The organism is Paracidovorax citrulli (assembly GCF_900100305.1).
GTDB classification, from domain to species: domain Bacteria; phylum Pseudomonadota; class Gammaproteobacteria; order Burkholderiales; family Burkholderiaceae_C; genus Paracidovorax; species Paracidovorax citrulli.
This window is the reverse complement of the sequence record NZ_FNEY01000020.1, coordinates 46,619-59,602: the sequence shown is the minus strand read 5'-3', so window position 1 is coordinate 59,602 and position 12,984 is coordinate 46,619. Positions and strand designations below refer to the sequence as shown.

Annotated in this window: 13 protein-coding genes; 10 read left to right on the top strand and 3 right to left on the bottom strand. The window is 69.6% G+C overall.

From position 1 onward, the window contains the following. Positions 1 to 21 precede the first annotated feature (21 nt). Both pdxY and BLR99_RS14280 read right to left on the bottom strand, forming a co-directional pair. Entirely contained in the window at positions 22 to 963 is a 942-nt protein-coding gene (gene pdxY, locus BLR99_RS14285) for a pyridoxal kinase PdxY (RefSeq protein ID WP_011794488.1), read from the bottom strand. Positions 964 to 977: 14 nt separating this feature from the next. After that, positions 978 to 1,436 (bottom strand): RidA family protein, encoded by a 459-nt coding sequence (locus BLR99_RS14280; RefSeq protein ID WP_011794489.1) that lies wholly within the window; start codon positions 1,434 to 1,436, stop codon positions 978 to 980. A 304-nt stretch (positions 1,437 to 1,740) separates the two neighbouring features. On the opposite strand from BLR99_RS14280, the gene BLR99_RS14270 reads away from it, so the two are divergent. From BLR99_RS14270 to BLR99_RS14240, 7 genes are all read left to right on the top strand, one after another. After that, positions 1,741 to 2,004, top strand: coding sequence for a hypothetical protein (locus BLR99_RS14270; protein ID WP_228193871.1), 264 nt, complete (start codon positions 1,741 to 1,743; stop codon positions 2,002 to 2,004). Continuing rightward, positions 1,985 to 2,785 carry an ATPase gene (locus BLR99_RS14265; protein ID WP_011794492.1) on the top strand — a complete coding sequence of 267 codons (801 nt, stop codon included), beginning with the start codon at positions 1,985 to 1,987 and terminating at the stop codon, positions 2,783 to 2,785. Before BLR99_RS14270 ends, BLR99_RS14265 begins: the two co-directional genes overlap by 20 nt. Before the next feature lie 103 nt (positions 2,786 to 2,888). After that, positions 2,889 to 3,596 (top strand): hypothetical protein, encoded by a 708-nt coding sequence (locus tag BLR99_RS14260; RefSeq protein ID WP_011794493.1) that lies wholly within the window; start codon positions 2,889 to 2,891, stop codon positions 3,594 to 3,596. Continuing rightward, positions 3,596 to 4,054, top strand: a complete 459-nt coding sequence (locus tag BLR99_RS14255) for a hypothetical protein (protein WP_011794494.1) — start codon at positions 3,596 to 3,598, stop codon at positions 4,052 to 4,054. Before BLR99_RS14260 ends, BLR99_RS14255 begins: the two co-directional genes overlap by 1 nt. 107 nt (positions 4,055 to 4,161) lie before the next feature. Continuing rightward, positions 4,162 to 7,008: a DNA internalization-related competence protein ComEC/Rec2 gene (locus BLR99_RS14250; protein ID WP_082082012.1), complete on the top strand. Its 2,847-nt coding sequence runs from the start codon at positions 4,162 to 4,164 to the stop codon at positions 7,006 to 7,008. A gap of 93 nt (positions 7,009 to 7,101) precedes the next feature. Next, the gene (locus tag BLR99_RS14245; RefSeq protein ID WP_017439350.1) at positions 7,102 to 8,658 is read left to right on the top strand and encodes a circularly permuted type 2 ATP-grasp protein; all 1,557 of its coding nucleotides are present in this window, start codon (positions 7,102 to 7,104) and stop codon (positions 8,656 to 8,658) included. 1 nt (position 8,659) lies between these two features. Next, a complete protein-coding gene (locus BLR99_RS14240) occupies positions 8,660 to 9,634 on the top strand; it encodes an alpha-E domain-containing protein (RefSeq protein ID WP_011794497.1) in 975 nt (324 codons plus the stop codon). 51 nt (positions 9,635 to 9,685) lie between these two features. On the opposite strand, the gene BLR99_RS14235 is transcribed toward BLR99_RS14240, so the two are convergent. Then, positions 9,686 to 10,030, bottom strand: coding sequence for a DUF4148 domain-containing protein (locus tag BLR99_RS14235; protein ID WP_011794498.1), 345 nt, complete (start codon positions 10,028 to 10,030; stop codon positions 9,686 to 9,688). 293 nt (positions 10,031 to 10,323) lie between these two features. Between BLR99_RS14235 and BLR99_RS14230 the strand changes: the two genes are divergently transcribed. The 3 genes from BLR99_RS14230 to BLR99_RS14220 are packed head-to-tail and all read left to right on the top strand — an operon-like array spanning position 10,324 to position 12,952. Further along, entirely contained in the window at positions 10,324 to 10,980 is a 657-nt protein-coding gene (locus tag BLR99_RS14230) for an NUDIX hydrolase (RefSeq protein ID WP_228193870.1), read from the top strand. Then, positions 10,905 to 12,047 carry an adenosylhomocysteinase gene (locus BLR99_RS14225; protein WP_011794500.1) on the top strand — a complete coding sequence of 381 codons (1,143 nt, stop codon included), beginning with the start codon at positions 10,905 to 10,907 and terminating at the stop codon, positions 12,045 to 12,047. The genes BLR99_RS14230 and BLR99_RS14225 overlap by 76 nt, the downstream gene beginning before the upstream one ends. Further along, the gene (locus BLR99_RS14220) at positions 12,044 to 12,952 is read left to right on the top strand and encodes a hypothetical protein (protein WP_228193869.1); all 909 of its coding nucleotides are present in this window, start codon (positions 12,044 to 12,046) and stop codon (positions 12,950 to 12,952) included. The genes BLR99_RS14225 and BLR99_RS14220 overlap by 4 nt, the downstream gene beginning before the upstream one ends. Positions 12,953 to 12,984 lie beyond the last annotated feature (32 nt).

Genomic DNA, 12,984 nt, shown 5'->3' with positions numbered 1-12,984 from the left:
GGCCGCGGCCGGAACTCTGTCTCAGGGCCGCGTCGGGGCGCCCACCATCTCGGCGGCGAAACGCTCCGACGGCTGCGCGATCTGCTCGCGGCAGGCCACCAGGGGCAGGTCGCGCTGGCCCGGCGCGGTGCGCGACACCAGCGCGTACAGGCTGCTGACCGCGCTCGACACCGCGTCCGGCGTCGATGCGCCGCGCAGCAGGTGGCCCAGCAGAACGGCCGAGAACACGTCGCCCATGCCATTGGGCAGGGGCTGCAGGTCGATGAACGGCGTGCGCACCAGCCAGGCGGCCTCCTCCGTGACGGCCAGCGTGGCCAGCCGGTCGTCCGGCAGGTCCGGCGTGCGCAGGCTGGTCACCACGATGAGCGAAGGGCCTGTTCCGGCGGCATCGCCCAGCAGCGCGCGCGCGGCGGCCACCGCCTCGTCCACCGAGGCCAGCGGCGCGCCGTGCAGCAACTCGAATTCGTACTGGTTGGGGGTGATGATGCTGGCCTGCGCCAGCGCGCGGCGGCGCAGGAATTCCGGGATGCCCGGGCGCACGAACACGCCGCGGCCCACGTCGCCCATCACCGGATCGCACAGGTAGCGCAGGCCCGGGCGAACGGCCCGGATCTCCTGCACCGCGGCCAGGATGGCCTCGCCCACGCCGGCATCGCCCAGGTAGCCCGAGAGCACCGCCGTGCAGCGTGCCAGCACGCCGCGCGCACGCAGGCCATCGAGCACGTCGCCGATGTGCGCGGGCGGGAAGACCTGCCCCTTGAACTCGCCGTAGCCCGTGTGGTTGGAGAACTGCACCGTATGCACGGCCACCGGCTGGATGCCCAGCAGTTGCAGCGGCAGCATGGCCGCGTCGTTGCCCACGTGCCCGAAGGCGACATGCGACTGGATGGAGAGCACCAGCGGCGGCTCCCCGGCCGAGGCCGGTGCAGGCGGGTTGGCGGAAGGGGCTGCGGTGGCGCTCACGGCGTCCTCGGCGCTCAGGCCAGTTCGGCGATCAGCTCGATCTCCACGCAGGCACCCATGGGGATCTGCGCCACGCCGAAGGCGCTGCGCGCGTGCTTGCCCTTGTCGCCGAACACTTCGCCCAGCAGCTCGCTGGCGCCGTTGGTCACCAGGTGCTGCTCGGTGAAGTCGCCCGTGGAGTTCACCAGGCTCATCACCTTCACGATGCGCTGCACGCGGTTCAGGTCACCGCCCGTGGCCGCATGCAGCGTGCCCATCAGGTCGATCGCCACGGCGCGTGCCGCGGCCTTGCCGTCTTCCGTCGCGATGTCGCGGCCGAACTGCCCCACCCACGGCTTGCCGTCCTTGCGAGCGATGTGGCCGCTGAGGAAGACGAGGTTGCCCGTCTGCACATAGGGCACATAGGCCGCGGCCGGCGTGGCGACGGGCGGGAGGGTGATGTTCAGGGCGGCGAGTTTGTCGTAGATGCTCATGGTGGTGAAGGGAGGATGGTTGGGAGGAAAAAAGGAATGGTACAGCGCCCGAGCGGCTCCCCTCAGGGCTGCCCGTCGAAGCTGTCCACCCTGTCGGGAGACGGCACCCAGGCAAGGCGCCGCCGGGTCCGGATCTGCCTTTTCGGGGCGCCCGGGGCAGTGGCATTGGCCTTCGATCTTCACGGGAGCTTCTCCTGGGATGGCGGGAGGCGGGATGCCTCCCCGTGGCCCTTCGCGCCGCGCGGGAAAGCGGCTTCCGGGGGGCCCTGATAGACTGGCGGAGACACGTTTTCCCGCATCTCCCATGTCCTCCCCTACCCAGCGAACCATTCCGACCGAAAGGGGAATGCAGATCGCCGAGCGGCGCATTCCCGAGGTGGCCCCCAAGGCGGGCCATGAGGCCTACCGGGCCGCGCTCAGGGCGACGGGGGCTGCCATTGTGAAGACCGCTTCCGGCCAGGTCGTCGAGCGCCGGATCGACGGCAGCGTCACCGTCATCAAAGACCTTCCGGTGGGCAAGCGCGTCAAGCCGGGCACGGTCCTCAAGCGTGTCTCTCGGGGCAGCTGACGTCCGGCGGGCGGCCAGGCCTGCCCTGGCCCAACCGGCCCAACCGCGCCTGCGCGTCCTCGCAGGGCCCAACGGATCCGGCAAGAGCACCCTCCAGTCCGAACTCAAGCCCCAATGGATCGGCGCCTTCGTGAACGCCGACGAGATCGAGAAGGCACTCCACGCCTCCGGCGGCTGCCTGGCGTTGCGGGAACTCGGCGTGACGGGCGAGCCCCCGGCGGTGCTGGAGCGGATCCGCGGCAGCTTCCAGACATTCGGCCTGGGGCGGCGGCTGGACATGCCGGCCCTGCTGGCCGGAATCACGCTAGACGGTGAATTGACCCTCCGGATGCCCGGGCCCTGGGACTCCTACCTGGCCGCCACGCTGGCCGAGGCCGTGCGCCGGGAACTGCGGGACGAAGGCCGTACCTTCACGTTCGAGACCGTCATGTCGCACCGCTCGAAGATCGACTTCATGCGCGAAACCCGTGCGCGGGGCTACCGGGTCTATCTGTACTTCGTGGCGACCGACGACCCCGCCATCAACATCGACCGGGTGCGGCGGCGCGTGCTGCAGGGCGGCCATCCGGTGCCCGAGGACAAGGTCATCGACCGGTACCACAAGTCCATCGCGCTGATGACCGAGGCCTGCGAGGTGGCGCACCGTGCCTACATCTTCGACAACTCGGGCGCCAGGCACAGGCTGCTTGCCGAGGTGACGGATTTCGACACCCTCCGGCTGGAGTCCAGCGTGCTCAACCCGTGGTTTCTCGGCACCGGGCTGTGGAGGGCGTTTTCCTGAAGCAGGGCGTTGGCACGCAGTGAAACAGTTTGTGTCTCTAACTTGCCAAGCAAAGCGTTCCTCCATGAAATCCTCAGCGTTATCAACGATGGGGAGATAGAGCATGCAGGATGAGCATCGGAACAACGCCACGCTCGAAACCGCGCTATCGCAGTTGGAGTCGGCATGCGCGAACTTTGCGCAGCGATTTCTGAAGGATGGGCGAGTACGCCAGAGCTATATCGAGCAAACCAGAAGGCTTTCCCAAGAGTATCGGGCGCGTGTGGCGTCCGGTGCCTTGAGTCCGCAGGAGGCTGCAACACAGGTGCAGTCGATCCGCAATGAAATTCTGGAGGTGCAGCGCTTGCGCTCCAGCGACATAGGGCGGGCGAAGGCGATCCAGCTGAAGAAGGTCGGTTTGAGTCTCGATGCTCTGACCGAAAAGTATGCGAAAGACAAGTTCGGCAAGCCCTTTGCGCAACTGGCGACCAATGAGCGCAATCTTGTCTATCTGGAAATCATTGATAGTTCCGGTCGTCCCAGGCCCTCGGTCAATGCGGCGGCACGGCGCTATACCACTCTGGGCCGCGGCCTGGTTTTCGTATCCCTGGGGGCAGCGGTCTACAACGTTGCCGTGGCGGACGACAAGGCCCGTGCGGTGGCAAAGGAGGGAGCCGTGGTCGGAGGCGGGTTTGCCGGCGGTGCTGCTGGAGGTGCTCTTGCCGGGCTGGCATGCGGGCCGGGTGCACCTGTCTGCGTCACGCTCGGTGTGTTTGTGGGGGGCGCCCTGGGAGCACTGGGAGCGGATGTGTCTTTTGACTGGGTGTTCTGATGCAGGCTCTCCAGCCATCGTCTGCGTTCTCTGTGGAATGCAATACCACCAGCGACGCAACTCCCCCCCGGCTCTGCCTGCGGCATCGCGAGGACGGGGACATTCTCCTCGACCTGCCGGGTGCCGTGATGGAGGCCCAGTTCGAGGCTGTTGACGGCTATCTTGTCTTCACCACGGAAAACACGCCTTACGAAGAGGCGCTGCATGTCCATTGGATTGCGCGGGACGGACGGGTGCTGGACGCTGTCGAACTGTCCGCGCCCTATACGCCGGCCATCTTCGCGAACGCCGTGCTGGCAGCTCCCCGGACGGTGCGTTTCACCTTCTTCAATGACGGGCGCCTGTGGAGCGTCGAGGTGGCCCGGACGCCTCGCAGGCAATGGCATGGTCCTCCGTATCCTGCGCGGCGCAGGGCGCGGTGGTGGCGGCCGGGGTGGCTGCTGATCGCAGTGCAATAACGGTCACGGGCCCCGCAGGGCGTCGCCCCTGCCTCACGGATCGGCATGCCCTGCATGCCGTTTTCTCGCAGTCCGCGGCCTGTTGCCGGCCCTAGCATCAGGGCCCCATGAGCCGGCCCGCTTCCTCCGCCACGCCGCCCGTCCCTCCTTCTGCGCCTGCCCCGCCATCCAGCCCCGTCGTCGAGGCCGGAGGCTGGCTCTGGCCCGCCCTGCTGCTGGGCAGCATTGCCGGTGCGTTGCTGCAGCTGATGCAGCCCGCGCTCTGGCCGGCGCGCGTGTATGCGGCACTGCTGCTGGCGGGCGTGGCCGCGGTGGTGCTGGCCCGGCGCCTGGGCCGGCGGCGGCGCGGGCCGGCGGCCCATGCACTGCCGGCTTCCGCACCGCAATGGCTGGCCTTCTGCGCCATGGCGCTGGCGGCGTTCGCGGTCTGCGGCCTGCGCGCTGGCGCCTATCTGTCGGATGCGCTGGACCCGGCCCTGGAGGGGCGCGATCTGCGCATCGTCGCGGTGGTGGCGGCGATGCCGCAACCCACCGACGCGGGCGTGCGCCTGCGGCTGGAGGTGGAGTCGGCGTGGCTCGCGGAGCAGGGTGGCGGCCGGCCGCGTTCCGGGGGACTGCGCCCGCAGCGCGGCGGCCGGAAGGACCGCCCGGAGGCGGAGGGCGGTGCCGGCGCACGCCATGCGCCCGGCCGGCCCGTGCGGCTGCCGCCGCTGGTCGATGTGTCGTGGTCTTCCGGGGCACCCTGGTTCGCACGCCAGGCGGACGGCACCCGGACGAAGGCCCGGGCCGCAGCCGCATCCGTGGGCATGCCGGACGCGGCACTGGCCCCGTCTTCGTCCTCGCCGGCACCTGTCTCCCCACCCGTGCCGGCCGCCCGCGTGGGCGAACGGTGGGAGATGACGGTGCGCCTCAACGCCCCGCACGGCCTGCGCAATCCGGGCGGCTTCGATGCCGAGCTCTGGCTGTGGGAGCAGGGCGTGCAAGCCACGGGTTCCGTGCAGGCGGGCGCCCGCGCCGGGTGGCCGGTGCGGCTGGAGGCAGCGCCCTGGTGGCGGCACCCGGTGGAGCAGGCGCGGCAGCGGGTGCGCGATGCCATCCTCGCCCGGCTGGCGCCGCCGCAGGTGGCCGGGGCGGACACCGATCCGCAGGACCTGGCCCGGCGGCGTGCCGCGGGCGTGGTGGCGGCCCTGGTGACGGGCGACCAGCGTGCGATCGACCGGGCCGACTGGGACGTATTCCGCGCGACGGGCGTGGCGCATCTGGTGAGCATTTCCGGGCTGCACATCACCCTGTTCGCCTGGGTCGCCGCGGCAGTGGTGGGCTGGCTGTGGCGGCGCTCGGCGCTGCTGTGCCTGGCGGTGCCGGCGCCCTGGGCGGCGCTGGCGGGCGGGGTGCTGCTGGCGGCGGCGTATGCGCTGTTCAGCGGCTGGGCGGTGCCGGCGCAGCGCACGGTGTGCATGCTGGCGGTGGTCGGCGCGCTGCGGCTTTCGGGGCGGCGCTGGCCCTGGCCGCAGGTCTGGCTGCTGGCCTGCGCGGCGGTGGTGGCGGCCGATCCGTGGGCGCTGCTGCAGGCGGGCTTCTGGCTCAGCTTCGTGGCGGTGGGCGTGCTGTTCGCGTCCGACGCCGCCACGCCGCCCGAGGTGGTGCCGGCCGCGCGCGCGGCCGGACGCCTGCGCGCACGCGTGCTGTCCCTGTTGCGCGAGCAGGGGGTGGTGACGCTGGCGCTGACGCCGCTCACGGTGCTGCTGTTCGGGCAGATATCGGTGGTGGGCTTCGCGGCGAACCTGGTGGCGATCCCGTGGATGACGCTGGTCGTCACGCCGCTGGCGCTGCTGGGTGTGCTGTGGGCGCCGCTGTGGTCGGCGGCGGCGGCCTGCCTGCGGCCGTTCGCGGAAGGGTTGCAGTGGCTGGCCGCCTGGCCCTGGGCCACGGTTTCGCTGCCGGCGGCGCCGCTGTGGGCGGGCGTGGCCGGCATGGCGGGCGGCATGCTGCTGGTGATGCGTCTGCCCTGGGCGCTGCGCCTGATGGGCCTGCCGCTGCTGCTGCCGGTGCTGTGGTGGCATCCGGCGCGGCCCGGGGCGGGCCAGTTCGAGCTGCTGGCGCCCGACGTGGGCCAGGGCAGCGCGGTGCTGGTGCGCACGGCCGGCCATGCGCTGCTCTACGACGCGGGGCCGCGCTACGGCATGCAGAGCGATGCCGGCGACCGGGTGCTGGTGCCGCTGCTGCGCGCGGGTGGCGAGCGGCTGGACCGGGTGATGCTCAGCCATCGCGATACCGACCACACGGGCGGTGCGGCGGCGGTGCTGGCCGCGCACCCGGGCGCGGACCTGTGGGGATCGCTGGAGCCCGGCCATCCGCTGGAGGCTCGGGGTGCGCGCGTCATCACCCGCTGCGAGGCGGGCCGGCAGTGGACGTGGGACGGGGTGCGTTTCGAGGTGCTGCATCCGCCCCTGGGCGCACTGGACGGTGGCGGGGCAGACACGGGCGCACCGGCGGGACGTGAAGACCGGACCAATGCGGTGAGCTGCGTGCTGCGCATCTCGGCGCCCGGCGCGTCGGCGCTGCTGGCCGGCGACATCGGCCGGGCGCAAGAGGCCGCCCTGGCCGCGCGGGGCGCGCTGGTGCCGGCCGACGTGCTGCTGGTGCCCCACCACGGCAGCCGAACGTCCTCTGGCCCGGCGCTGCTGGACGCCGTGCGGCCGCGCACTGCCGTGGTGCAGGCGGGCCACCGCAACCGCTACGGGCACCCGGCGCCGGACGTGCTGGCGCGCTATGCGGAGCGCGGGGCGCGGCTGGTGGATTCGCCCTCCTGCGGCGCGTGGTCCTGGCAGTCCGCGCGGCCGCTGCGCTGGCGGTGCGAGCGCGAAGCCGCGCGGCGCTACTGGCACCATGCGCCGCCTTCCGCGGCCTCGGCCGCGGCCGCGGCCGCCGTGGAGGTGGCGGATCCTTTCTGACAGCGGAATCCGGCGAAGCCCCGCGCACGGGGCGCGCGACCGGCGGCCTGGCAGGCTTGCAACTTGCTATGCTGGCTGCAGGAGGCACCACTGATGCAGAAGTTCGACGAGATGTACGAGATGCTGCCCTTCGATGGCAGCGATGTGCGCCCCCACTACCAGCGCTACGGCCAGTGGCTGTCGCGCCAGCCGGCCGAGGCGATGCAGGCGCGCCGCGCCGAGGCCGAGATGATCTTCCGCCGCGTGGGCATCACCTTCGCGGTCTATGGCGCCAAGGACGAGAACGGGGCCGGCACCGAGCGGCTCATCCCCTTCGACCTGATCCCCCGCATCATTCCCGCCCACGAATGGGCGCGCATGCAGCAGGGGCTCGTGCAGCGGGTGACGGCGCTCAACCGCTTCATCCACGACATCTACCATGGCCAGGACATCCTGCGCGCGGGCATCGTGCCGTCCGACCTGATCGTGGGCAATGCGCAGTTCCGCCCCGAGATGGCGGGCGTGGACGTGCCGTGCGACGTGTACGCCCACATCGCCGGCATCGACATCGTGCGCGCGCCGGACGGGCAGGGCAACGGCATCTACTACGTGCTGGAGGACAACCTGCGCGTGCCCTCGGGCGTGTCGTACATGCTGGAGAACCGCAAGATGATGATGCGGCTCTTCCCCGAACTGTTCCGCAGCCACCGCGTGGCGCCCGTGGCCCACTACCCCGACCTGCTGCTGGACACGCTGCGCGCCAGCGCGCCGGCCGGCGCGGCCGAGCCCACGGTGGTGGTGCTCACCCCGGGCATGTACAACAGCGCGTACTTCGAGCATGCCTTCCTCGCGCAGCAGATGGGCGTGGAGCTGGTCGAGGGGCAGGACCTGGTCGTCAAGGAGAACTTCGTCTACATGCGCACCACGCGCGGGCTGCAGCGCGTGGATGTGATCTACCGCCGCGTGGACGACGACTTCCTCGATCCGCAGGTCTTCCGTCCTGCGTCCACGCTGGGCTGCGCCGGCCTCATGGCTGCGTACCGCGCGGGCAACGTGGCGATCTGCAATGCCGTGGGCACGGGCATCGCGGACGACAAGTCCGTCTATCCGTACGTGCCGGAGATGATCCGCTTCTACCTGGGCGAAGAGCCCATCCTGGCGAACGTGCCCACCTGGATGTGCCGCAAGCAGGACGACCTGCGGTACGTGCTGGACCACCTGCACGAGCTGGTGGTGAAGGAAGTGCACGGCGCGGGCGGCTACGGCATGCTGATCGGCCCGGCCGCGACCAAGGCGGAAATCGAGGAGTTCCGCGGCGCGCTGCTGGCGAACCCGGCCGGCTACATCGCGCAGCCCACGCTGTCGCTCTCGAGCTGCCCCACCTACGTGGAATCGGGCATCGCCCCGCGCCACATCGACCTGCGGCCCTTCGTGCTCTCTGGCCAGAAGGTGCAGATGGTGGCCGGCGGTCTCACGCGCGTGGCGCTGAAGGAGGGTTCGCTGGTCGTCAATTCATCGCAGGGCGGCGGCACCAAGGACACCTGGGTGCTGGGCGACGGCGACGCCAACGGCACGCCCGCCGCGGGCCTGTCGCAGTCCATGGGTGCCATGACCCAGACCCTGGGCGCCCCGGGCGCCATGGCCATGTCGCAGTCGATGGGAGGGAAGTGAGATGCTGAGCCGTACTGCCGATCATCTGTTCTGGATGTCCCGCTACACTGAGCGGGCCGAGAACACCGCCCGCATGCTGAACGTCAGCTACGAGACCTCGCTGCTGCCGCAATCGGCCGACGTGGCGCAGGAGAGCTGGCTGGGGCTGCTGTCGATCAGCGAGCTGATCCCGGCCTATACCGCGCGCCATGGCGAGGTCACGCGCGAGGGCGTGCTGGAGTTCATGGTGCGCGACGGCGACAACCCGTCGTCCATCCTCTCCTGCCTGCGCGCGGCCCGCGAGAACGCGCGCGCGGTGCGCGGCGCGCTGACCACCGAGATATGGGAGACGCAGAACCAGACCTGGCTGGAGCTGCACCGGCAGCTGCAGGGCCGGGATTTCGAGCGCGACCCGGGGGCGTTCTTCGAATGGGTGAAGTACCGCTCGCACCTCTCGCGGGGCGTGACGCTGGGCACCATGCTGCAGGACGAGGCCTTCCACTTCCTGCGCCTGGGCACCTTCCTGGAGCGGGCCGACAACACGGCACGGCTGCTGGACGTGAAATTCCATGCCGTGCAGAGCGACTTCCACGGCTCGGCGATGCGCGAGCGCGGCCGGGCAGCGCCGCAGGAGTTCGACTTCTACCACTGGAGCGCGATCCTGCGCAGCGTGTCGGCGTTCGAGGTGTACCGCAAGGTGTACCGCGACGTGATCACGCCCGAGCGCGTGGCCGACCTGCTCATGCTGCGGGCCGACATGCCGCGCTCGCTGCACGCCAGCCTGCGCGAGGTGGCGGACAACCTCGCCGTGGTCGCCAACGACCAGTCGGCGGAGACGCAGCGCAAGGCCGGGCGCCTGCTGGCCGACTTGCGCTACGGCCGCATCGACGAGATCCTGGCCACCGGGCTGCATGCCTACCTCACGCAGTTCCTGGACCGCGTGAACGACCTGGGCGCGGGCATCAGCCGGGATTTCCTGGTGCCCGTTCCGGCCTGAGTCCGCCCGCCGGGCCGGCCCGCGCGACGCTCTCCCCGGGGGCGGGGCGGGTCAGCGGGGCTGCGCCGTGTCTCCCGAGGCGAGCACGCGCTGCTGCGCGCATTCGGGAACGCTGCGGTCGATGGGGCGGCCTTCGACGCCGTAGCCCTGCAGCGCCATGGATTCCAGTTCGCCGGACGCCTGGGCGCACGCCAGTTCCGCGATCACGTCGGCACGCGTGCGGCCGTGCTGCTTGTCCGATGCGCCCGTGCCCGGCCGGGCTGCGGTACCCACGCCTTGGGGCGCCGGGGCGGCCGTCTGCGCGGTGGCGGACGTGGCGGCCAGCAGGGTGCCGGCGCAGAAGGCGGCTGCGCGCAGCAGCGTGCGCGCGGGAAGACAAAAGGGATGATGTGCCATGGTTCCGGGCTCCTGCGGAGAATGCGACGTGCTCTCCATGCCTTCACTGTGCGCGGCCGCCTTCGCGCGGGCCAGGAGAACGCGACGGAATGCCGCTGCCGCGGCGCGAATGGCCCGGATGGCGGAGCCGGAGGTGATGGCGCTGCATGCCTCGGTCCTCTCCGCAGGCACTGCCGCCACGAAAGGGCATATTCATAAATTTTGTTTACCGGGAATATGAATGGCGATCGGCTGCCCCTGCGCCGCGGCCTGCTAGATTCCAGGGCTGCTCAAATTCTGGAACTGATCTGCCAATGAACGAGAGGCTGGAAAACGATGAGCGCCATGGCGTGCCTTCGGATCTGGGGTGTATCGTCGATGAATATCTCCGGGAATATCCGTCGGAATCCGGTGCGCTGGTACCGCTGACGGAGCAATTGCACAAGGGAGGGGACATCACCCGGCGCAGGACATGGCCTGGCCACGTGACCGCCAGCGGCATCGTCCTCTCGCGCGACACCGTGCTGCTCGTGTTCCATCCCTACCTGAAGCGATGGCTCCAGCCCGGCGGCCATGTCGAATCCTCCGAGGCGCCTCTCGATGCCGCCATCCGGGAAGTCCAGGAAGAAACGGGCATCGCCACCTTTCCCCATCCATGGCATCTCAAGGCGGGAATCCCGCTGGACATCGACATCCATGCCATTCCCGAAAATCCCGCCAAGGGAGAGCCGGCCCACATGCATTTCGATTTCCGTTACCTGCTGGTGAGGGATGAGTCGAAACCCATTCTCCGCGGCGCGGAAAATCACCCATGCCAGTGGACGGAGATTTCCGCGGTGTCCGGCGAAGGTTTGGCCAGAAGATTGCCCGCCACGGCCTGGCCGCCTGATCCGCCATGGATTCCAAAGCATTCTTCCAGGCGGTTCTGGACAGCAGCGTTCCCAGGCGGGCGGGCAAGCTGGTCCTCGTGACCCACATCGTTCCCGGGAGCGAGAATTTCGTCCTCGGCATCCACGAACGCCTGCCCCTGGCGGCGGTCATTCCCAAGCCCAGTTCCCTGCACGAGCCCACCTGCCGCGTGATCGAGGAGCATGTACCGGTGATCCACTACACGCGGGACAGGATCCAGCAGAACGCGCTCGGCTTCATTGCGCACCTGCGCAGCCTGATCGGGGAGGAGCCTTTCGCGGCCATCGATACCGGGGGCTATTTCTCGAGCATCCTGGCCGCCCTGAAAAAGGCATTTCCCTCGCAACTGGTGGGCATCGTCGAGGACACCGAGAACGGACACCAGAAGTACGACGCCGCACTGCGCAGCATCCGGGCGGGCGGGGGCGCCATGTTTCCCTGTCCCGTCATGTCCGTGGCCAGGAGCAAGCTCAAGGAGCCGGAGGATTTCCTGGTCGGCCAGGCCATCACGTTTTCCGCCGAGGCCCTGCTGCGGGAACTGGGGAACATCCTGACCGGCCGCAGGGCGCTGGTACTGGGCTACGGGAAGATCGGATCGAGCATTGCCCGGCACCTGCATGCCAAAGGCGTTCGCGTCGACGTGTACGACACGAACCCGATCCGCCAGGTGCTGGCCCTGGCGCACGGCTACCACACCGGGCCGAAGCACGAACTTTTGAGGACGGCGGAACTCATTTTCTGCGCGACCGGCAACCGGTCCATCGGAACGTCCGACCTGGGCGCCATCCGGCGCGATGCCTACATCTTCACCGCCACGTCGGCCGACGACGAGATCGAGAACCACCAGGACATGATCGCCAGCGCGAGCCCCGGCGGGCACAGGCACGTGCTGCAGGTGAACGCGCAGGGCAACCAGTTCTTCCTCTGCAACGAGGGCAAGTCGGCCAATTTCATGCACGGAGGCGTGGTCGGGCCCTTCATCGACCTCGTGCAGGCCGAGCTGCTCTTCGCGCTCTCCAGGATCGGCGACGCCCCCCGGGACCGGGTGGTGGAACTGGGCGACGATGCGAAGAGATTCATTTCCGAGCTGTGGATCACGCGCTTTTCTCGACAGGGCATGGTCCATTGAACAACTTTTCCGCGCAGGAGGTCATGGCGGTGGCGTGGGCCTCCGCCCTGTGCAGGGCCGTCCTGAACCTGATAGACCGGCAGCAGATCGGACGCAAGGGCCTGTCGATCGTCCGGGTCAATTTCCTCAACAACGCATTGCCCGCGCTCCTGTTCCTGTGCGCGGCAGCGGCGTACCTGCGTTCCTGGGAGGCGCCGCTCGGCTGGCTGCTGGACTGGAAGGCGGTCGCCTTCAGCGGGCTGGCCCAGCTCGTCGCGTATGCCTACTCCCATGCGTTCCGTGCACTGACCGTGAACCAGGTGACCGTGTCCGGCAAATTGTCCGACCTGTTCATTCCCTTGGGTATCCTGTGGCTCACCGGGGAATGGAGCGCCGAAACCTATGCCTTCGCCGTGGCGACCACCGTGGCCTGCGTGCCTCTGCTCTGGCGGCACGGCGCCGTCGAGAGGCGGCAGGGGTTCATCGCGAGCGCGGCGATCGTCTGTGCGGCATTGACGCTGCAGGCGACCCTGTCTCCATGGCTGTTCTCGGCAGGGGAGGGCCCTTCCACCCGGGCCTCCGGAAACCTGCTGGCATTCGCGGTGGCCGTGATGGTGTGGCGTGCGCTGTGGTCTTCGCTGCCCCTGCTCTTCCTGGAGAGTGCGCGGGCCCCGTCGGGGCTCCGGCAATCGATGGGTGTGCTGTTCGGCGTGCGGGCCCTGCTCACGGTGGCCACCCAGGTGACTTTCATCTACGCCATCACCAGTGCCGCCTCCGCCGTGGCATGGCCCATCCTGAATACGACGGGATTGATGGCCATGGCGCTGTCCTCCCTGCTGCTGCGGGAAAAGCCCAGTCGCCTGGAATTCCTCGTCATTCTCGCCATCACGCTGCTGGCGGCGGTCCGGTACCTGACATTGCCCTGAGGCCTGCGGCGTGCCGCCCGGGGCTCGGCAGG